This is a genomic window from Streptomyces luteolus, from assembly GCF_029968015.1.
Taxonomy (GTDB): domain Bacteria; phylum Actinomycetota; class Actinomycetes; order Streptomycetales; family Streptomycetaceae; genus Streptomyces; species Streptomyces luteolus.
The window spans coordinates 1-20156 of sequence record NZ_JASCIS010000078.1; the positions used below are offsets into that span (position 1 = coordinate 1).

The following is a 20156-nucleotide window of genomic DNA, read 5'->3' on the forward strand; positions in this document are numbered from 1 at the left end:
ATCGCCGTGATGTCGGCGATGCCGGGGGGCGGGGGGGGGGGGTGGGCGGGGGGGGGGGGGGGGGGGGGGGGCGGGGGGCCGGCCCCCCCCCCCCCCACGCCGGTGGGGCCATTCGGAGGTACGGGGCGCGACGTGCGACGATGTGCGGCATGCCGCAGCCCCCCGTTTGGAGCACGCCCTCCCCGCCCTCGCGCCCGGACGCTTCGATGTCGCTGCTCACCAATGTGATGGACCACAGCCTCGACGACGGTTACGCGGAGGCGGCGGCGCGCAAGCAGGCGGAGGGCAGCGGAGGTCTGCCGCGTACGCTGCGGGCGAAGCTGGGCCTTGCGCTCGGCCTGGTGCTGGCCGCTCTGATCGTGACGGTCGGGGCGGCACAGGCGCGGATAGCGGCACCGGTTGTCGCCAAGGAGCGCGAGGAGCTCATCGACCGCATCGAGCGCGAGACCGAGGCCGCCGAGAAGATCGAGGCCGACGTCGACGCGCTGCGCGAGGACGTCGGCGAGCGGCAGCGCGCCGCACTGCAGAAGCACGGTGGCGACAAGGGAGAGTTGACGGCTCTGCTCTCGGGTGCGACCGAGGTGTACGGGCCGGGAATCCGCCTGGTCGTCGACGACGCGAAGGACACCGAGCAGGGCGGGGGCGGGCCGCGTGAGAGCAGCGGTTTCTCCGACAACGGCCGGGTGCGTGACCGCGATATGCAGCAGGTCGTCAACGGCCTCTGGCAGTCCGGCGCGGAGGCCATCTCCATCAACGGGCAGCGGCTGACCTCGCTGTCGGCGATCCGCGCGGCGGGCGACGCCATACTGGTCGACAACAAGCCGCTGGTGCCCCCGTACACGGTGCTCGCCGTGGGGAACGGGCAGCAGTTGAGCACGGATTTCCAGGACAGCGTCGACGGTCAGTATCTGCACGCGCTGCAGGAGAACTTCAACATCAGGGCGCGCATCTACGTGGAGGACGAGGTGCGGCTGCCCGCCGCGCCGAGCCTGATCGTGCGCAATGCCGAGCCACAAGCAGGAAAGGGCACATCGTGATCGCCGTACTGGGCCTCGTCGTGGGAGTCGTGGTCGGACTGTTGGTCCGGCCAGAGGTTCCCGCGGTGGTCGAGCCGTATCTTCCGATCGCCGTCGTGGCGGCACTCGACGCGGTGTTCGGTGGCCTGCGCGCGATGCTCGACGGGATCTTCGACGACAAGGTGTTCGTCGTCTCCTTCCTCTCCAACGTGGTCGTGGCCGCGCTGATCGTGTTCCTGGGCGACAAGCTGGGCGTGGGCGCGCAGCTTTCGACGGGTGTCGTGGTCGTGCTCGGTATCCGGATCTTCTCCAACGCTGCCGCGATCCGGCGGCACGTGTTCCGGGCGTGAGGCCGATGAGGAGCGCACTGCCCCCCGAGGAGCCCAACAAGCCGTCCGGCGAAGGCGCCGAGGACGCTCAGCCGGCCGCGAGCGCGGCCAAGGGCGCTGAGAAGGACAGGGAGAACAGCACGGACAAGGGTGCCGAGAAGCACACGGGGAACGGGGGCGAGGCAACAGCGGAGGCAACAGCGGAGGCCACCGCCGAGGCGAGCGGCGGCGGACCGGGCGGCGAGCCGAGTGCGGCCGACCCGGCCGGCGGGGAGGAAGAGCAGAGCGGCCGCCGGCGCCTCGCTCGGAGCCTGTGGCCGCCGAAGGTGTCGCGGGCCCAACTCACCGTGGCGCTGCTGCTGTTCGTGCTCGGGCTCGGTCTGGCCATCCAGGTGGCCTCCAACAGCGAGAGCAGTGCTCTGCGCGGGGCGCGGCAGGAAGATCTCGTCCGCATCCTCGATGAACTCGACGACCGTACTCAGCGTCTAGAGGACGAGAAGCAGCGTCTCGACGACCAGCGCACCGAGTTGGAGAACAGCTCGGACCAGGCCGAGGAGGCGCGCAAGCAGACGATCGAGAAGGAGCGGCAACTGGGCGTGCTCGCGGGCACGGTGGCGGCCCAGGGACCGGGCATCACGCTGACCGTGACTGACGCGCGCGGCGCCGTCGAGGCGGACATGCTGCTCGACGCGATCCAGGAGCTGCGCGCGGCCGGTGCGGAGGCGATCCAGATCAACGACGTACGGGTGGTGGCAAGCACTTATCTGGAGGATGCGGAAGGGGGTGTGCGCGTGGACGGACGCAAGGTGGCGTCGCCGTACCGTTTCAAGGTCATCGGCAAGCCCAAGGACCTGGAGCCCGCGCTGAACATCCCCGGTGGCGTGGTGCAGACGCTCGAGAAGGAGCAGGCCACGGTCGCCGTGGCACAGGCCGAGAAGATCGTCGTGGATGCCTTGCGACGGGCGAATCGTCCTGACTACGCTCGGTCGTCCTCCTAGTGAGGCGGGGGTGGATGAAGGCAGTTGTGCAGGGACAAGTGGTAGCGGGGGGTCGACGCATCGGAAGTTTGGTGCGTGGTGGAAACTGTCGGGTGGTTACGGACGTTGTGAGTATGAGTACGTCCGTGTTCCCGATGTACGCCGGTGTGAGCATTCAGGGTTCGTCCTGCCCCACGGGCGGGTCTGTTTCGGTCAAGGGGAATCGCCCGTGAAGTTGTTTGCGAAGTTGTTCGGCAAGAGTGGCCGAGAGGACGGTGGCGACGCCACCGCTCGGCACCGTGCGCCGCACCAGGCCGAGGCGCAGGGCGCCGACCGGCCGTTGTTCCGCGATGAGGTGTCCGGCGGCAGCGGGGACCTTTCGGGCGGCCGGGGCGCGTCTTCTGTTGACCCTGCGGCGTCCGGCCGCATAGGTTTCGGAGAACCGTCAACCTCAAGTACGGGTGGAGAGTTTGCGTCCGGCCCGTACGCATCCGACGCCGCGCGGCAGGAGGATCCGTCCATGTCGGCCTTGCCGGTTTGTACCAGGTGCGGGCATCGGAACGCCGAGGCCAGCAGGTTCTGTTCCAACTGCGGTTCGCCGCTGCGCGCGGGCGCGGCCGCGGAGCGCCCCTCGGAGACGACGTCGACGATCTCGATCTCCGGTATCGAGGCGTACGACGCGGAGGCGACGGGGCAGACGCAGTCCCCCGCGCTGTCCCCGGAGGCGCAGGCCGCTGTGGACGCGCTGCCGCTCGGCTCGGCCCTCCTGGTGGTGCGCCGCGGTCCGAACTCGGGCAGCCGCTTCCTCCTCGACGGAGAGCTGACGACGGCCGGCCGGCACCCGCAGAGCGACATCTTCCTGGACGACGTGACGGTGTCGCGCAGCCATGTCGAGTTCCGCCGCGGCGCCGACGGCAACTTCACCGTCTCCGACGTGGGCAGCCTCAACGGCACGTACGTCAACCGGGAGCGGATCGACTCGGTCCTGCTGTCGAACGGCGACGAGGTGCAGATCGGTAAGTACCGGCTGGTGTTCTACGGGAGCCAGCGGAGCATCTGACCCTCCCCCTGGCTCCGCCCGGGGGAGCACTCCAGGGAAGGTTCATGCGTCAATCACCGAGGGGCGGTGCCGATTCCGGCACCGCCACCGCGGGCGGTCGCCTGGTGAGCATCGGTTCGGTGCTCCATCAGCTGCGCGACGAGTTCCCCGAGGTCACCATCTCCAAGATTCGCTTCCTGGAGTCCGAGGGGCTCGTCGAGCCGCAGCGCACACCGTCCGGGTACCGGAAGTTCAGCACTGAGGACGTCGAGCGGCTGGCTCAGGTGCTGCGGATGCAGCGCGACCACTATCTGCCGCTGCGGGTCATCAAGGAGCACCTGGACGCCGTAGAGCGCGGCGAGGCCGTACAGCTGCCCTCCGTGGGGCCGCAGCGGGGGCCCGCGGACCCCTCCGACGACCTTCCGGAGGTCGTGGTGCACGCCGCGGCGCTGGTCGGGCGGGCGGAGTTCCTGGCGGCGGCGGAGGTCAGCGGGGAGCAGCTCGACGACTGGGAGTCGTACGGCCTGATCACGCCAGTGGCGGACGGCGGGTACGACATCGAGGCCGTGCAGGTGGCCCGGCTGCTCTCGCAGCTCGGGGATTTCGGGATCGAGCCCAGGCATCTGCGGGCGATGCGGGCCTCGGCGGAGCGTGAGGCGGGCCTGGTCGAGCAGGTGGTCGCGCCGCTGCGCAGGCACCGTAATCCGCAGACCAGAGCGCATGCGGAAGCGCGTACGAAAGAGCTGGCGAGCCTGACGGTACGGCTGCATTCGGCGCTCGTGCAGACCGCGTTGCGGGTGCGGCTGCACTGAGTCGGAGGCGGCCCGACTACCCAAACCGGCCGGGCAGGTCCTAGGGTTGCTGTGTGAATGAGCTCGACGTCGTCGGTGTCCGGGTCGAAATGCCCTCCAACCAACCGATCGTGCTCCTGCGTGAAGTGGGAGGCGATCGGTACCTCCCCATCTGGATCGGACCAGGGGAGGCGACCGCGATCGCCTTCGCACAGCAGGGGATGGCGCCTGCCAGGCCGCTGACACACGACCTTTTCAAGGACGTGCTGGAGGCCGTGGGGCAGGAACTCACGGAAGTGCGCATCACGGACCTGCGAGAAGGCGTCTTCTACGCGGAGCTGGTGTTCGCCAGCGGGGTCGAGGTCTCCGCCCGTCCGTCCGACGCCATAGCGCTCGCGCTGCGCACCGGTACGCCGATCTACGGCAGTGACGGTGTGCTCGATGACGCGGGGATCGCGATTCCGGACGAGCAGGAGGACGAAGTGGAGAAGTTCCGCGAGTTCCTCGACCAGATCTCGCCGGAGGATTTCGGCACCAACAGCCAGTGAAGCGCCGCTCAGGCGGGCCTGTCAGACCATTCGGCCAGCCTTTCCCGGCGTTCGCGCACCGGAAACCACTCTCAGGGTGATTATCACTCGGCCTGGGGAGTGTGGCGTTCGTTGACGCACCCATGGGTACTGCCTACCGTCGAGAAGGCAGGTCAAGGACGGAGGTCGGCGTGAGAAGCAGCGGCGACGGTACGGCTGGGGGAGCTTCCGGACGGATTCCGGGAGAGAGCGGGCCGTATCCGCTCCACGGCAGGGCAGTCGGGCAGGGGCCGCAGCGGCCTGCGCTGAGTGGGGTGGACGTGGCGCCGGATTCTGTGGGGTACAGGGGACCGACCGCGTGTGCGGCAGCCGGCATCACCTACCGACAGCTGGACTACTGGGCGCGTACGGGCCTGGTGGAGCCCAGCGTGCGGCCTGCGTACGGATCGGGGACCCAGCGGCTCTACAGCTTCCGCGACGTGGTCCTCCTCAAGATCGTGAAGCGCTTTCTGGACACCGGTGTCTCGCTGCAGAACATCCGGACGACGGTCCAGCACCTGCGGGACCGCGGGTTCGCGGACCTGGAGCGGATGACGCTCATGAGCGACGGTGCGACGGTCTACGAGTGCTCCTCGCCCGACGAGGTCGTGGATCTGCTCCAGGGCGGCCAGGGGGTCTTCGGGATCGCCGTGGGCGTGGTGTGGCGGGACGTGGAAGCGGCGCTGTCGCAGTTGCACGGTGAGCGCATCGACACCGGCGAGACGCTCATCGGGCACAACCCGACGGACGAGCTGGCGCGGCGCCGTAATCGCGCCGTCTGACGGGGGCTTACGCGATTGTGGGTGCCCTGGCGGCGCCGCATTGTCAGTGGCGTAGGGCAGCATCGGTCTTGTGAGACTGGCGCCCACGATTCTGCATCTGGACATGGATGCCTTCTACGCATCGGCGGAGCAGGCGGCCAAGCCCAGCCTGCGCGGAAAAGCCGTGGTCGTGGGCGGGCTCGGGCCGCGTGGTGTGGTGGCCACGGCGTCGTACGAGGCGCGGCGGTTCGGGGTGCACTCGGCGATGCCGATGGGGCAGGCGCGCAGGCTGGCGCCGAACGCCGCGTATCTCGTGCCGCGCTTCGGGCTCTACCGGGACATCAGCGAGCAGGTCATGGAGCTGCTCAGAGGACTTTCCCCGTTGGTGGAGCCGCTCAGCCTCGACGAGGCGTTCGTGGATCTGGAGGCCGGCGGGGTGGCCTCGGACGAGCCGTCCGCCCGGGCTGTGGGGGAGCGGCTGCGGGTGGACATACGCGCGGTGACGGGGCTGACGGGGTCGGTGGGGCTCGCGGCGTCCAAGATGCTGGCGAAGATCGCCTCGGAGGAGGCCAAGCCGGACGGGCTGCGCCTGATCGTGCCCGGCACGGAGCGGGAGCTGCTCGGGCCGATGTCGGTGCGCACGCTGCCCGGGGTCGGGCCGGTGACCGGGGACCATCTGCGGCGGGCGGGGATCACCACCGTCGCGGAGATCGCCGAGGCGGGGGAGGACGAGCTGGTACGGCTCCTGGGCAAGGCGCACGGCATGCATCTGTACGAGATGGCGCTGGCGCGGGACGAGCGGCCCGTGGTGGCCGAGCGGGACACGAAGTCGGTGTCGGTGGAGGACACCTTCGACATCGACATCCACGACCGGGTGCGGGTCCGCCTTGAGGTGGACCGGCTCGCGGAGCGGTGCGTGCAGCGGCTGCGGGCGGGCGGCCACTCGGGCCGGACGGTGGTCCTGAAGGTCAGGAGGTACGACTTCTCGACGCTGACCAGATCCGAGACGCTCCGTGGGCCCACGGACGACCCCGGTGTCGTACGGGAAGCGGCCGCGCGGCTGCTCGACGCAGTGGACACCACCGGCGGGGTGCGGCTGCTCGGGGTGGGCGTGTCCGGGCTCGCCGACTTCACGCAGGAGGACCTGTTCGCGCAAGCGGCCCAGGCGGCCCAGGCGGCCCAGGCGAAGGAGGAACAGGAGCGGCTGGAGCGGGGCGAGGAGGAGGCTGTGGCGGAGGCGGCGGGCCGGGAGGCCGAGGAGGCCGTGCCGGCGCAGGAGGCGGCCGTCGAGGCCCCGGCTGAGCGGCGCTGGCTGGCCGGGCACGACGTGCGGCACGCGGAGTTCGGGCCCGGCTGGGTGCAGGGGAGCGGCCTGGGCCGGGTCACGGTGCGGTTCGAGACGCCGTGGTCGCCGCCGGGGCGGGTGCGGACGTTCCGGAGTGACGATCCGCTGCTGGAGCCGGGGGAGCCGCTGCCGCTCGTGGCCGGGGCGGACGACGGCGAGGAGGGGCAGTCGTCGTACGGGTCTCAGGCGGGGGATTCCGGTTCGTCGGAGCCCGCGATCCGGCCGAAGTCGCGGTCCGGAGGAGGGGATTCCGTGGGGGCCGAGACGTCGATTCCGTAGTGGTGGTAGAGCTGCAGTTCCTGCTCGGGGGAGAGGTGGCGGCCCACGCCGAAGTCGGGGGCGTCCTTGATGAGGGAGCGCTCGAAGGGGACGCGGAGGGCGCCCTCCTTGAACTCGCTCGGTTCCAGGGGCACGAAGGCGTCCCGGCTGAACAGGCCGGTGCGTATCGCAGCCCACTCAGGGGTGCCGGTGGCGTCGTCGAGGTACACCTCGTCCACGGTGCCCAGCTTGGAGCCGTTGCGGTCGAATGCCTTCCGGCCGATCAGGCTGCGCGGATCCATATCGGTCTGCACGGTCCCTCCAGAAGGTCGCGAGTCATCCGTCTGCACTGCAAAAACATCCGTCATCACTACGAAAGAGCAGTTTCCTGGCGAAGGCCACTCGAGCCTTGATCGGCCCGGCTCACCCCGACTCGCCGGATGTCCGCGCTGGTAGGCTGGCCGAGGCTGCTGACCCCGTGCGGGAGAGCTCTCCGGTCGACGAAGACGCCGATCGGAGGCGCCGAAGGAGCAAATCCTCCCCGGAATCTCTCAGGCACCTGTACCGCACGGACGAGGTCACTCTGGAAAGCAGAGCGGGTGTCGACGGCTTCCGCTCTCACCGACGGTGAAAGCCGGGTCGCAGCGAGCGGGCGGTCCGGTGAAACTCTCAGGTTGAGATGACAGAGGGGGAGGCCGTCCGGGTACCCGCGCCGTGGTGCCCCTCGTAGGTCGCAAACGACCAGGAGGCCTCCGCAATGAACGCCCCTCGCATTCCGCTCTCCCAACTGGAGCGCGGCATTCCCTTCGAGCAGCGCCACATCGGCCCCGATGCCGAGGCCTGCGCCAAGATGCTCGCCCACGTCGGATACGGCTCCCTGGACGAGCTGACCGCGGCCGCCGTGCCGGACGTGATCAAGAGCACCGAGGCGCTGGACCTGCCCGGTGAGCGCACCGAGGCCGAAGTCCTCGCCGAACTGCGGTCGTTCGCGGACCGCAACGAGGTCCTCGCCCCGATGATCGGCCTCGGCTACTACGGCACGTTCACGCCGCCGGTGATCCTGCGCAACGTCATGGAGAACCCGGCCTGGTACACGGCGTACACCCCGTACCAGCCGGAGATCTCGCAGGGGCGGCTCGAGGCGCTGCTGAACTTCCAGACCGTGGTGGCCGACCTGACCGGGCTGCCCACCTCGGGCGCCTCGCTGCTCGACGAGGGCACCGCGGCCGCCGAGGCCATGGCGCTGTCGCGCCGGGTCGGCAAGGTCAAGGACGGTGTGTTCCTGATCGACGCGGACGCGCTGCCGCAGACGATCGCCGTGATCGAGACGCGCGCCGAGCCGACCGGTGTCGAGGTCGTCGTCGCCGACCTCTCGCAGGGCATCCCGGCCGAGGTGGCCGAGCGCGGTGTCTTCGGCGTGCTGCTGCAGTACCCGGGCGCCTCCGGTGCCGTCCGCGATCTGAAGCCGGTGATAGAGCAGGCGCACGAGCTCGGGGCGATCGTGACCGTCGCCGCCGACCTGCTCGCGCTGACGCTGCTGACCTCGCCCGGCGAGCTGGGCGCGGACATCGCGGTCGGTACGACGCAGCGCTTCGGCGTGCCGATGGGCTTCGGCGGCCCGCACGCCGGATACATGGCGGTGCGCGACAAGTTCGCGCGCAGCCTGCCCGGCCGTCTCGTCGGTGTCTCCGTCGACGCCGACGGCAACAAGGCGTACCGCCTGGCGCTGCAGACCCGTGAGCAGCACATCCGCCGGGAGAAGGCGACCAGCAATATCTGTACCGCGCAGGTGCTGCTCGCCGTGATGGCGGGGATGTACGCCGTGTACCACGGTCCGCAGGGCCTGAAGGACATCGCGCTGCGCACCCACCGGTACGCCACGATCCTCGCCGAGGGCCTGAAGGCCGGCGGCGTGGAGATCGTGCACGGCGCGTACTTCGACACCCTCACCGCGCGCGTGCCCGGCCGGGCCGCCGACGTCGTGGCCGCCGCGCGCGAGCGGGGCGTCAACCTGCACCTCGTGGACGCCGACCAGGTCTCGATCGCCTGCGACGAGACGACCGGGCGGGCCCAACTGGCCGCCGTGTGGGCCGCGTTCGGCGTCGAGGCAGAGGTCGAGGCGCTGGACTCCGCCGTCGCGGACACGCTGCCCGAGGACCTGCTGCGCACCGACGGGTACCTCACGCATCCGGTGTTCCACCAGTACCGCTCCGAGACCGCGATGCTGCGTTACCTGCGCCGCCTCTCCGACCGGGACTACGCGCTCGACCGCGGCATGATCCCGCTCGGCTCCTGCACGATGAAGCTCAACGCGACGACCGAGATGGAGGCCGTCACCTGGCCCGAGTTCGGCGCGCTGCACCCCTTCGTGCCCGCCGAGCAGGCGCAGGGGTACCTCACGCTGATCCGTGAGCTGGAGGAGCGGCTGGCCGAGGTCACCGGCTACGACAAGGTGTCGCTGCAGCCGAACGCCGGTTCGCAGGGCGAGCTGGCCGGTCTGCTCGCGGTGCGCGGGTACCACCGGGCGAACGGCGACGAGCAGCGCACGATCTGCCTCATTCCGTCCTCCGCGCACGGTACGAACGCCGCTAGTGCCGTGATGGCCGGCATGAAGGTCGTCGTCGTGAAGACCGCCGACGACGGCGAGATCGACGTGGAGGACCTCCGCGCCAAGATCGAGAAGCACCGCGACGAGCTCGCCGTGCTGATGATCACGTACCCCTCGACGCATGGCGTCTTCGAGGAGCACGTCGCCGACATCTGCGCGCAGGTGCACGACGCGGGCGGCCAGGTGTACGTGGACGGCGCGAACCTCAACGCCCTGGTGGGGCTCGCCAAGCCGGGACGGTTCGGCGGCGACGTCTCGCACCTCAACCTGCACAAGACGTTCTGCATCCCGCACGGCGGCGGCGGTCCCGGCGTCGGCCCGGTCGGTGTGCGCGAGCACCTCGCGCCGTACCTGCCGAATCACCCGCTGCAGCCGGCCGCGGGCCCGGAGACCGGGGTCGGCCCCATCTCGGCGGCGCCGTTCGGCTCGGCCGGCATCCTGCCGATCTCGTGGTCGTACGTCCGGCTGATGGGCGGCGAGGGCCTCAAGCGCGCCACGCAGGTCGCGGTGCTCGGCGCGAACTACATCGCCAAGCGCCTGGAGCCGCACTTCCCGGTGCTCTACACCGGTCCCGGCAACCTCGTCGCGCACGAGTGCATCATCGACCTCCGTCCGCTCACCAAGGCCACGGGCGTCACGGTCGACGACATCGCCAAGCGCCTCATCGACTACGGCTTCCACGCGCCGACCATGTCGTTCCCGGTCGCCGGTACGCTGATGATCGAGCCGACCGAGAGCGAGGACCTGGCCGAACTGGACCGGTTCTGCGCCGCGATGATCGCCATCCGCGCCGAGATCGAGAAGGTCGGCTCGGGCGAGTGGACCGCCGAGGACAACCCGCTGCGCAACGCCCCGCACACCGCCGCGGTGCTCGCGGGCGAGTGGGAGCACGCGTACAGCCGCGAGGAGGCCGCCTTCCCGGGTGGTGTGGAGGCCGCCGACAAGTACTGGCCGCCGGTGCGCCGCGTCGACCAGGCCTTCGGCGACCGCAACCTGGTCTGCTCCTGCCCGCCGATCGACGCGTACGAGGGCTGAAAGCTCGTAGGCACGGGTGAAAGCTCGTAGGCGCGGGTGACTGAGCGCAAAAATGGGCCGGTTCGGAGAGTGATCTCCGGGCCGGCCCGTTGTGTTCGATGTGCCTGAACGGCACGCGCTAGGCGGCGCGCACCACCTGGTCGGTGCCGAGCGGCCGGTGCGGGGCGATGATCTGCCCGTTCGGCAGCAGCTCACCGGTGTCCTCGAAGAGCAGGACTCCGTTGCACAGCAGGCTCCAGCCCTGCTCCGGGTGGTGCGCCACGAGCAGCGCGGCTTCCCGGTCGGCGGAGTCGGCTGTGGGACAGGGCGGCTGATGCTGGCACATGGATGTGATCTTTCGGTGCGTCGTGGTGGGGATGTGCGTCCTGCGACTCGATGCGGCGTTCATTTCCGCCCCCCGTTTGTGTGTCGGTCGGATCCAAGTGTTGCCCTACAGAAGTGATTCCGCAGGCATTTGACGACAGCGCTCCACACCTGATGAGGACGCATCACTCGTGCGGCTGGTTCAGCCAACTGCGTTGTCTCTTCGGGTGGTTCGGGGTGGCCGAATCGGGCTAGGCGGTGTCTGGTCCGGTTGGGTCCGTCAGGCGGGTGAGCCGAGCAGGGGCGGCGCGGGCGTGATCCGGTGCGTGAGGACCGGGAGCAGATTGGCGACGCGGTGCGGCCGGTGGGCGGCGATGCCGGGCGGGGCGGGCGCGAGCGGTACGAGGAGGTCGGCCGGCCGGGGTGCGCCCTCGCCCGGGTCGGCGGCGAGGTCGCCGTGCAGCCAGAGCGTGAGCATGTAGAGCTCGGGCACGGACAGGAGCCGCGGTTGGTACGTCACCGGCAGCCCCTCGGCCTGGCGCAGGGCGTGTGCGGTGGACGTGACGTACGGGCCCTCGAAGAAGTGCGAGAACGTCCATCCGTCCGGGGTGAGCATGGTGTCGGCCGCGGCCACGGGCTGTTCACCGGAGTGGAGCAGGAAACGCCAGCCCGTCAGCCGGGTGCGGGGTGCGCTGTCGAGGGCGGCGGTGCGGGCCGGGCCGGAGAGCGGACCGATCCGGTCCAACACGTGGACGGGCAGCGGGAGTTCGGGGCGTACGGGGCCCTGGGCGGCGCGCAGGGCCGGGGTGCGCGCCTCGCGCACGGCCGTGGGGGAACCGAGTGCCGCGAGGACGCTGCGCAGGGCGGGCGCGGGGGCGGTGAAGGCATGCAGCGGCATGGTGGGTCGCCTCTCGTTCGACAGGCTGGGGTGCGCGGCTGGCGGCGGGCGCACCGGGGCAGAGCGGGACGGCGCTGTCGGCTCTGGGGGTCAGAGGGGGCGCGGGACGGACGTCCCGGGAGCGCCGACTCTCTGCCTCGTTCGCGGAGTTTATACGACGTGTGTTCTGACGTTGTTTCATCTAGCCGTATCCACAGGGGCCCGCAAGGCGCTAATCGGTCGGCCCAATTCGAGGTGTGTCCCGGGGTTTTGTGAGGGCCGTCTCCGTGACCTCGGGATCTGTTCCGCGACGGGTCGGCCTGATGTTGTCGGCGCTTTTCACGAGGCATGTACGGCGTGCAACTGCGTTGTGGCGCTTGCCCCTTGAATGTGCCGGACGACAACAGGGTTGAGCGTAGTGGGCGATGGGCATGTGCGGGGCGTTATCGATCACCATGCCTGGGCATATCCTCCGTGGCGCAGCGGCATGCGGTGGGCTGCCCAATCGAGGAGGGACACTTCGATGGGGGAGAAGGTCGCGGCCGGCGCGTTCGACCTGGCCGACAGGCAGCGTTACCGCAGGAAGGTGCAGCAGTGTCTCGCGGCGCTGCGCCGGCTCCTCGAAGAGGAGCGTTTCGACCGGCCGCAGAATCTCATGGGGATGGAGATAGAGCTGAATCTGGCGGGGCCCGACGGGCTGCCGAGGATGTTGAATGCGGAAGTGCTCGAACGTATCGCGAGTGGTGATTTCCAGACCGAACTCGGCATGTTCAACCTGGAAGTCAACATTGCCCCGCACCGGCTCCGCGGCCGCGTTTTCGACCAGCTCGCCGAGGAGTTGCGCACCGGACTCGGCTACGCCCACCGAAAGGCCAACGAGGTCGCCGCCGGGATCGTGATGATCGGTATTCTGCCGACGCTCGGCGAGGACGATCTCGTGACCGCGAACCTTTCCGCGGTGGAGCGTTACAAGCTGCTCAACGACCAGATGGTGGCCGCCCGCGGCGAGCATTTCGCCCTGGACATCGAGGGCGTGGAGCGGCTGGTGTGCACCTCGACGTCCATCGCGCCCGAAGCGGCCTGCACCTCCGTGCAACTGCATCTGCAGGTGACCCCGGACCGGTTCGCGGACGTGTGGAACGCCGCGCAGGCGGTGGCCGCCGTACAGATAGCGCTGGGGGCGAACGCGCCGTTCCTGTTCGGGCGCGAGCTGTGGCGTGAGTCGCGGCCGCCGCTGTTCCTGCAGTCGACGGACACCCGGCCGCCCGAGCTGCAGACCCAAGGAGTGCGCCCGCGTACCTGGTTCGGGGAGCGCTGGATCTCTTCGGCGTACGACCTCTTCGAGGAGAATCTGCGCTACTTCCCGCCGCTGCTGCCGATCTGCGACGACGAGGACGCGCTGCGCGTGCTGGACGACGGCGGCGTGCCGAGCCTCGCCGAGCTGGCGCTGCACAACGGCACGGTCTACCGCTGGAACCGTCCGGTCTACGGGGTCGTGGACGGCGTACCGCATCTGCGGGTGGAGAACCGGGTGTTGCCAGCGGGGCCGACGGTCACGGATGTGATCGCGAATGCCGCGTTCTACTACGGCATCGTGCGGGCCCTCGCCGAGGACGCGCGGCCGGTGTGGACCAGGCTGCCGTTCGAGTCAGCCGAGCGGAACTTCGACGCGGCCTGCCGCTACGGCATCGAGGCGGAGTTGGAGTGGCCGCGCTCGGGACGGTTCGGGGGTACGCAGGTGCTGCCCGCGGTCGATCTCGTACGGGACGAGCTGTTGCCGTTGGCCGCGGCCGGGCTCGACGTGTGGGGGGTGGAGCCGGGGGACCGGGACCTGTACCTCGGGGTGATCGAGGGGCGGTGCAGACGGCGCGTGAACGGGGCGTCCTGGCAGGCGGCGACCTTTCACCGGGCGGTACGGGGCGGCCTGGCGCGGCAGGACGCGCTGGCGGCGACCACGCGCCGCTACAGCGAGCTGATGCATCTGGGCGAGCCGGTGCACACCTGGCCGACGGGTCTGCTGCCGGCGCCGGCCACTCCTCCCGCGTAGCGGCCGACCGGCCTGCCGGGAGCGTCAGTTGCCGCCCGCCGCGATGATCGCCTTGAGGATGACCTCCTGCATCTGGGTCGGGTCATCGATCTGGTAGCCGCTGCCGCCCGTGGCCGCCGCGATCTCCTTGACCTCCTTCTCGTCGGCGTCCGGGCCGACCGCGATCGCGATCAGCGGGACGGGCCGCTTCGGGTCGGCGAGCCGCTGCAGCTCGTCGATCACGGCCCGGCGGCTGAGCGACCCCGGGTCCTGGTTGGCGCCGTCCGTCAGGATCACCACGGCGTTGAACTTGCCCTTCACATACGACTTCTGGGCGTCCTTGTACGCGGCGAGCGAGGTGTCGTACAGGCCGGTGTAGCCGGGTTTGGGGTGTAGTGCGCGGTACGCGGCGGTGAGGCGCTCGCGCTGGGTGGTGCCTCCGCCCGTACGGTCGCCGAGGCGGCGGGTCTCGACCAGCTTGCGGTAGTCGCGCGTGCCGTCGAGGTAGGTGGCGAACTCCCAGACGCCGATCTCGTCCTCCGGCGTGAACTGCGAAAGCGCGCGCACCAGGGACGCCTTGGTGACCTCCAGGCGGGACTGGCCGCGGTTCGGCACGGTCTCGCCCATCGAGTTGGAGACGTCGACGACGGTGGTGAGCCGGGCGCTCTGCACCGTGATGGTCCACATGCCGAGGGTGGCCTGCAGGTCCTTGGGCGCCGGAGGCTCGGCCGGCGCCGTGGCGTACGGCTGGGGCTCGCGGCCGCCCGCCGCCGTCACCAGGTCCTCGGCAGGCTCCTCCTGCTCGCCGGAGCGGAATCCGTGCTTCTGCAGCAGGCCGCGGCTGTCGTCCTCGCCGAGCAGCGTCATGAAGCGCAGCGCGGCCCGGCTCTCGTCGGTGCTCATGTGCGACTCGTCGACCAGGGTGTACGGATAGTCAAGGCGTGGCGCGCCGTCCTTCGGGTAGAACAGCTCCAACCGGCCGTCCTCGCCCGCCTCCCGGTTGTGCGTGAACGCGGCCTGCTCGGAGACGATCAGCGCCTGGTTGCGGCGTGGATCGCCCTGCTCGGTGCCGGAGTCGTCGCGGGCCACCGTCTGCAGGGCGCGGGTGTCGCTGCCGGATACGCGCTCGGCCAGGAGCTTCGCGGTGGCGGCGACCTGGGTGTCGCTCTGCGGGCCGTCCGCCTTCGCCGCGGACGCGCCGATCTTCGTCAGGGCGAGCAGGCCGCTGGCGCTGCGCGCGGGGTCGGCGGCGCCGAGGCGGAGCTTGTCGCCCTTGGTGGCGAGCGCGGTCAACTCGGCCCAGGTGTACCGCTTCTCCGGCCAGCCGGCCGACTTCGCGGCGGAGGGCACCATGCCCATCGTCACCGGCGACGAAGCGATGTTCCCGGCCGGAGTCAGCTCCTCTCCGCTGTCGCCGAGGCTCGCGCGGTCCACCCACAGGTCGGAGTCCGGCACCCACACCTCGAACTCCGGGGCGCCGTCGCCCTGCAGCGAACCGGCGACTTTGTGCGGCTCCTCGGCCCGTACGCGTACGTCGAGACAGCGGCCGTCGGACGTCACGTCCTGGTCGCGGGCGAGCTCGGCGGCCTCGTCCAGGGCCGGGGCGATGTCCGGCGCGGCGAGGATGTCGAGCTGGACCGCGTCGTCCTCGCAGGAACCGGCGAACGTCAGCAGGCCGCCCCGCACGGCGAAACCGGCGCCCGTCGCCACGCCGAGCACCAGGATCGTCGCGATGGACACCGTGCGGCGGCGGGCGCGGCGACGCGATCGCGCCGCGTCCGTGGCGTACGTCGTTTCCGTGTTGGGCGAGTGGTGGCGTCCCATGCCGGTGGTGCCCCTCCTTGAGCGCGCCGACGCACGTCGCGAACGGAACGCGCACCGGCAGAGCGAACGGAACGAGGCGGCTGCGCCCCGCGTCGACGTACGCTCGCTTTCGGCCTTGTCGTGCACGATCTTCGCACCCGCATTCGAGAGACCCTAGCGGGGCTTGGACGGGCATGCGGCGGGATTGAACAGATGGAGGCAGGGTGCAGTCTGAGGCAGGACCGGTGGCTGGTTCTTTTCGCCAGGAACGACCGACAAGACGGATCTTTCGCGACGAGACACTGCTCGTCCTCGCGCTGTCGCTCGGCGCGAGCGCGGTGTCCGCGCTGATCAGCTTTGTCGGTTCGGTCACCAAGCCGGGGGGTCTGAAGGACCAGGCGGCCACGCTCAACGCCTCGGCCGCGCCCGGCCGCCCCTGGCTCGATCTCGCCTGGCAGCTGTTCGGCATCGCGACCGCTCTGGTGCCGGTCGCGCTCGTCGCGCATCTGCTCGTACGCGAAGGGGCCGGGCTGCGCGCGATCGGCTTCGACCTGCGGCGGCCACTGCCGGATCTGGGAGGCGGTGCGGTGATCGCGGCGGGCATCGGCAGCACGGGCATCGCGTTCTACCTGGCGGCCCGAGAGCTCGGGGTCAACCTGACGGTGGTGCCGGAGGGGCTGCCGGACGTGTGGTGGAAGTTCCCGGTCCTGGTCCTGTCCGCCGCGCAGAACTCGATCGTCGAAGAGGTCATCGTCGTCGGCTATCTGCTGCGCAGGCTGGACCAGTTGGGCTGGTCGCCGGGTGCGTCGCTCGCGGCGAGTTCGGTGCTGCGCGGCTCGTACCACCTCTACCAGGGCATTGGTGGGTTCATCGGGAACATGGTGATGGGTGTGGTCTTCGTCTGGCTGTACCGACGCTGGGGCCGGGTGGGTCCGCTCGTCGTCGCGCACACGCTGCTCGACGTGGGGGCGTTCGTGGGGTACGCGCTGCTCGCGGGGAAGGTGGGGTGGCTGCCTACGGCGTGAGCTGCTGTGCGGGCGGGGCGGCTGCCTACGGCGTGAGCCGCTGCGCGGGCGGGGCGCCCGGCGCCCGCTGCCGCCCCCCCGGCGGTCCGTGTGGCGCCCCGCCCGCGCGACTCGCCTTGTCAGGCGTGCAGTTCGCCCTCGATCACGGTGACCGCGCGGCCCGTGAGCAGGGTGCGCTCGCCGCGCAGCGCGGTGCGTACGCGGCCGGAGCGCGGGGAGGCCTGCAGTCCGGTGAGCTCGTCCCGCCCCAGGCGCTGCGACCAGTACGGCGCGAGGGCGGTGTGGGCGCTGCCGGTCACCGGGTCCTCGTCGATGCCGACGCGGGGGAAGAAGCAGCGCGACACGAAGTCGTACCCACGGCTTGGGTCCTCGGCGCGTGCGGTGGCGATGATGCCGCGCTTCGAGTGGGCGACGAGCGCCTTGTGGTCGGGGGTGAGGGCGTGCACCGCCTGCTCGTCGGCCAGCTCGACCAGGAGGTCGCCGACGTTCGGCCCGGTGTCGGCGGCCGCGACGGGCTCCGCGCCGAGTGCCTTGCCGACGGCGGGGTCGACGGTCACCTCGGTGAGGGGCGCGGTGGGGAAGTCGAGGGTGATCGAGCCGTCCTCCTGGGCGGTGGCGACGAGCACGCCGGAGCGGGTGGCGAAGCGCACGGGCCCGGTAGCCGCGCCGGTGGAGTGCAGGACGTGGGCCGTCGCCAGGGTGGCGTGACCGCACATGTCGACCTCGGTGGCCGGGGTGAACCAGCGCAGCGCCCAGTCGGCCTCGCCGCCCTCGGGGAGCGGGTGGGCGAAGGCGGTCTCGGCGTGGTTGACCTCCAGGGCGACGTTCTGCAGCCAGTCGTCGGAGGGGAAGGCGTCGAGGAGCAGTACGCCGGCGGGGTTGCCGGCGAAGGGTCGGTCGGTGAAGGCGTCGACGATTCGAATCCGCATGAGACCGACGCTACGGGCCCGGGGCGAGCCGGAACCAAGGCCAATTCGAGATGAGTGGACTCATTCGGGGTGGTCCGGTCGGCCAGATGGCTTGCGGGCGAGGAAGGTGGCGACGGCCCGCCGCGCGCCGCCCTCCGGTGCCTGCTCGGTCCGAGAGGTGACCAACATCCCTGCCTCGCCCAGGAGTTGAGCGATTCGCTCGGACGGCAGCAGATGGGACTCGTACGACACCGGGTGGCCGTACGCCTGCTCCGGGCGCACCCGTTCGCCGTCACCCACATGCCCCGCCAGCATCAGCGTGCCGCCCGGGGCGAGCGCGCGGCGGAACTCGGCGTAGACGACCGGGAGCAGCTCGGGTGGCAGGTGGTGGGTGGAGTAGTACGCGAGGATCCCGCCGAGCGCGCCGTCCCGCACGGGCAGGGCGGTCATCGAGCCGACGGCGAAGGGGCCGGGCCGTCTGCCGTTGCCCCCGTCCGCGCGGGACCGCCGCGCGCGGGACCGCTGCGCGAGGGCGACCATGCGGGGCGACAGGTCGAGGCCGAACACGGGCAGTCCGAGCCCGGCCAGGTACGCCGTGACCTTGCCCGGACCGCAGCCGAGATCGGCGACCGGGCCCAGCCCGCCGACCCGCACGACCTCGGCGAACGCGGCCAGTATCGCGCGCGACAGCGGGTCCAACTCGCCCGGGGACTTGACCAGTCGGGCGTAGTCGGCGGCCACGGTGTCGTAGGAGTCGCGGATCGCGGTGAGGCAGGCGGTATCGGTCACGCTGACGACACTAGGGGAGGGGTCTGACAACGGGCCCGGGCCGGGGAGTGCCCCCTGGCCTCTGGCCAATCAGGACGACCGCTCCTTGACCTGCTCCTTGACCTGCTCCTTGACCTCCCGAGCCGTACGCTCCAGGCGCTCGTGGTGCTCCGCCCACCAACTCACCTCGTCCGACGGCATGTTCTCGCGGCCCTTGTTCATCCCCACCGCGCCGTCGATGAGTTCACGCACGATGTCGGCGTGGCCGGCGTGCCGGTGGGTGTCGGCGATGACGCGGACGACGGCGTGGTGCAGCGTCACCGCGTCCTTGCCGCCCGGCCACCACGGCACCTTGCCGACCGTGTCCAGGGGCAGGGCCTCGATCGTCGCGTCCGCGTGCGCCCACGCGCGGTGGTAGAGCCCGACGACGAACTCCCGCGACTGGTCGGCGGTGGCCCACATGTCCGCGTTGGCCTCGGCGTCCTCGGCCACCCAGGGCAGCGGTTCACCGGACGGTCTGCCGAACGTGTCGCCGAGATAGCCGAGTTCGACGCTCGCGGCGTGCTTGACGAGGCCGAGGAGATTGGTGCCGGTCGGCGTGAGGGGGCGACGCACGTCGTACTCGGAGAGCCCTTCGAGCTTCCACAGCAGGGCGTCGCGGGCGGACTGGAGGTAGAAGCGGAGGTCGGTCTTGGGAGCCGTTGAGGTCATGCGGCCCAGTGTGCCGCTGCTGTGATCTTTGGTCACGGGCAGGCCATCCCCGGCAGTCCGCCGCGAGCCTCCACGAACGGCCTGATCAGACCATGTGCAGTCGCACTGTTTGCCAGGCGAACAGTTCCGATATATCGTTGAAGCATCGCGACAGAGGCGTGATGGATCAGCGAGCTAGTCGGTCCGGTGCGCGTCGATGTGAATCGAAGCGAGGAAATCGAGACGTACGAATACGAAAAGGAAGTGGTTCCCATGCGTTCCCACGGACATGGACACGGACATGAGCACCCGCACTCCCACGGCCACGGCCGCGGACGTGGGCCCGGTGGCTGGGGTGACTTCGAGGGGCGGAGGCCCGCCTTCGGTCCCTTCGGGCCCGGATTCGGTGGGCCCGGTGGGCCCGGCGGCCCCTGGGGCGGCCGAGGTCGGGGCGGCGGTCGCGGCAGGGCGCGGCGTGGTGACGTACGCGCGTCGATCCTGGCGCTCCTGAAGGACCGGCCGATGCACGGGTACGAGATGATCCAGGAGATCGCCGAGCGCAGCGGCGGGGCGTGGAAGCCCAGCCCCGGTTCGGTCTACCCGACGCTCCAACTCCTCGAGGACGAGGGCCTGATCGTCAGCGAGACCGAGGGCGGCAAGAAGCTGTTCTCGCTCACCGAGGCCGGTACGAGCGCGGCCGACGAAGGGCCCGAAGCCCCCTGGGAGGACGCAGGCCGTGGCGTCGACTGGGACACGATCAACGAGATCCGGCAGGCCGGTTTCGGTCTGATGGAGGCCTTCGGCCAGGTCTGGAAGACCGGCTCGGCCGAGCAGCGGCAGAAGGCCCTCGCGGTCGTCAACGAGGCCCGGAAGAAGCTGTATCTCATCCTGGCCGATGAGGACTGAGGCGATGAGGACTGAGGCGATGAGGTCTGATGCGATGAGGTCTGAGGGGCCTGGCGAGGCTCAGGCCTAGGGCTCCGGGGGGGGGGGGGGGGGGGGGGGCGCCCGGGGCGGGGGGGGGGGCGGGG

General features: G+C 70.6%; 19 protein-coding genes and 1 riboswitch. Of the genes, 12 read left to right on the forward strand and 7 right to left on the reverse strand.

Features of this window, described 5'->3' with window-relative positions; all coding sequences use genetic code 11:
• Positions 1-140: 140 nt before the first annotated feature.
• From QIT00_RS37645 to QIT00_RS37680, 8 genes are all read left to right on the forward strand, one after another.
• Positions 141-1037, forward strand: a complete 897-nt coding sequence (locus tag QIT00_RS37645; RefSeq protein WP_282540009.1) for a DUF881 domain-containing protein — start codon at positions 141-143, stop codon at positions 1035-1037.
• On the forward strand, positions 1034-1366 hold the full coding sequence (locus tag QIT00_RS37650; RefSeq protein WP_019708255.1) for a small basic family protein: 333 nt from the start codon (positions 1034-1036) through the stop codon (positions 1364-1366). Before QIT00_RS37645 ends, QIT00_RS37650 begins: the two co-directional genes overlap by 4 nt.
• A 5-nt stretch (positions 1367-1371) precedes the next feature.
• On the forward strand, positions 1372-2343 hold the full coding sequence (locus QIT00_RS37655; protein WP_282540010.1) for a DUF881 domain-containing protein: 972 nt from the start codon (positions 1372-1374) through the stop codon (positions 2341-2343).
• 85 nt (positions 2344-2428) lie between these two features.
• Positions 2429-3382 carry an FHA domain-containing protein gene (locus tag QIT00_RS37660; protein WP_282540025.1) on the forward strand — a complete coding sequence of 318 codons (954 nt, stop codon included), beginning with the start codon at positions 2429-2431 and terminating at the stop codon, positions 3380-3382.
• 44 nt (positions 3383-3426) lie between these two features.
• Positions 3427-4173, forward strand: coding sequence for a transcriptional regulator FtsR (gene ftsR, locus QIT00_RS37665; protein WP_282540011.1), 747 nt, complete (start codon positions 3427-3429; stop codon positions 4171-4173).
• Positions 4174-4226: 53 nt separating this feature from the next.
• Positions 4227-4700 (forward strand): bifunctional nuclease family protein, encoded by a 474-nt coding sequence (locus tag QIT00_RS37670; protein ID WP_006123076.1) that lies wholly within the window; start codon positions 4227-4229, stop codon positions 4698-4700.
• A 122-nt stretch (positions 4701-4822) separates the two neighbouring features.
• The gene (locus tag QIT00_RS37675) at positions 4823-5500 is read left to right on the forward strand and encodes a MerR family transcriptional regulator (RefSeq protein ID WP_282540012.1); all 678 of its coding nucleotides are present in this window, start codon (positions 4823-4825) and stop codon (positions 5498-5500) included.
• 70 nt (positions 5501-5570) lie between these two features.
• Positions 5571-7103, forward strand: a complete 1533-nt coding sequence (locus QIT00_RS37680; RefSeq protein ID WP_282540013.1) for a DNA polymerase IV — start codon at positions 5571-5573, stop codon at positions 7101-7103.
• Here QIT00_RS37680 and QIT00_RS37685 read toward each other — a convergent pair.
• Entirely contained in the window at positions 7007-7396 is a 390-nt protein-coding gene (locus QIT00_RS37685) for a PRC-barrel domain-containing protein (protein ID WP_282540014.1), read from the reverse strand. The two genes, QIT00_RS37680 and QIT00_RS37685, sit on opposite strands and share 97 nt — an antisense overlap.
• 157 nt (positions 7397-7553) lie before the next feature.
• A riboswitch (glycine riboswitch) is annotated at positions 7554-7659 on the forward strand.
• A 180-nt stretch (positions 7660-7839) separates the two neighbouring features.
• Between QIT00_RS37685 and gcvP the strand changes: the two genes are divergently transcribed.
• Positions 7840-10725 (forward strand): aminomethyl-transferring glycine dehydrogenase, encoded by a 2886-nt coding sequence (gene gcvP / locus QIT00_RS37690; RefSeq protein WP_282540015.1) that lies wholly within the window; start codon positions 7840-7842, stop codon positions 10723-10725.
• Positions 10726-10843: 118 nt separating this feature from the next.
• Here the strand turns inward: gcvP and QIT00_RS37695 are convergent, their stop codons facing one another.
• Both QIT00_RS37695 and QIT00_RS37700 read right to left on the reverse strand, forming a co-directional pair.
• Positions 10844-11050, reverse strand: a complete 207-nt coding sequence (locus QIT00_RS37695; RefSeq protein WP_282540016.1) for a DUF5999 family protein — start codon at positions 11048-11050, stop codon at positions 10844-10846.
• Between the two features lie 258 nt (positions 11051-11308).
• A complete protein-coding gene (locus tag QIT00_RS37700) occupies positions 11309-11926 on the reverse strand; it encodes a hypothetical protein (protein WP_282540017.1) in 618 nt (205 codons plus the stop codon).
• Positions 11927-12428: 502 nt separating this feature from the next.
• Between QIT00_RS37700 and QIT00_RS37705 the strand changes: the two genes are divergently transcribed.
• Positions 12429-13952, forward strand: coding sequence for a glutamate--cysteine ligase (locus tag QIT00_RS37705; protein ID WP_282540018.1), 1524 nt, complete (start codon positions 12429-12431; stop codon positions 13950-13952).
• A gap of 24 nt (positions 13953-13976) precedes the next feature.
• On the opposite strand, the gene QIT00_RS37710 is transcribed toward QIT00_RS37705, so the two are convergent.
• Positions 13977-15755, reverse strand: a complete 1779-nt coding sequence (locus tag QIT00_RS37710) for a substrate-binding and VWA domain-containing protein (RefSeq protein ID WP_282540019.1) — start codon at positions 15753-15755, stop codon at positions 13977-13979.
• A gap of 203 nt (positions 15756-15958) precedes the next feature.
• Here QIT00_RS37710 and QIT00_RS37715 point away from each other — a divergent pair, with 203 nt between their 5' ends.
• Complete coding sequence (locus tag QIT00_RS37715; RefSeq protein ID WP_282540020.1) at positions 15959-16759, forward strand: CPBP family intramembrane glutamic endopeptidase; 801 nt, start codon at positions 15959-15961, stop codon at positions 16757-16759.
• Between the two features lie 119 nt (positions 16760-16878).
• On the opposite strand, the gene QIT00_RS37720 is transcribed toward QIT00_RS37715, so the two are convergent.
• The 3 genes from QIT00_RS37720 to QIT00_RS37730 form a co-directional block, all read right to left on the reverse strand.
• Positions 16879-17688, reverse strand: coding sequence for a PhzF family phenazine biosynthesis protein (locus QIT00_RS37720; RefSeq protein WP_282540021.1), 810 nt, complete (start codon positions 17686-17688; stop codon positions 16879-16881).
• Between the two features lie 60 nt (positions 17689-17748).
• A complete protein-coding gene (locus tag QIT00_RS37725) occupies positions 17749-18456 on the reverse strand; it encodes a class I SAM-dependent methyltransferase (protein WP_282540022.1) in 708 nt (235 codons plus the stop codon).
• Between the two features lie 69 nt (positions 18457-18525).
• Positions 18526-19146 (reverse strand): DinB family protein, encoded by a 621-nt coding sequence (locus QIT00_RS37730; RefSeq protein ID WP_282540023.1) that lies wholly within the window; start codon positions 19144-19146, stop codon positions 18526-18528.
• A 252-nt stretch (positions 19147-19398) separates the two neighbouring features.
• Here QIT00_RS37730 and QIT00_RS37735 point away from each other — a divergent pair, with 252 nt between their 5' ends.
• Positions 19399-20031 carry a PadR family transcriptional regulator gene (locus tag QIT00_RS37735; protein WP_282540024.1) on the forward strand — a complete coding sequence of 211 codons (633 nt, stop codon included), beginning with the start codon at positions 19399-19401 and terminating at the stop codon, positions 20029-20031.
• Positions 20032-20156 lie beyond the last annotated feature (125 nt).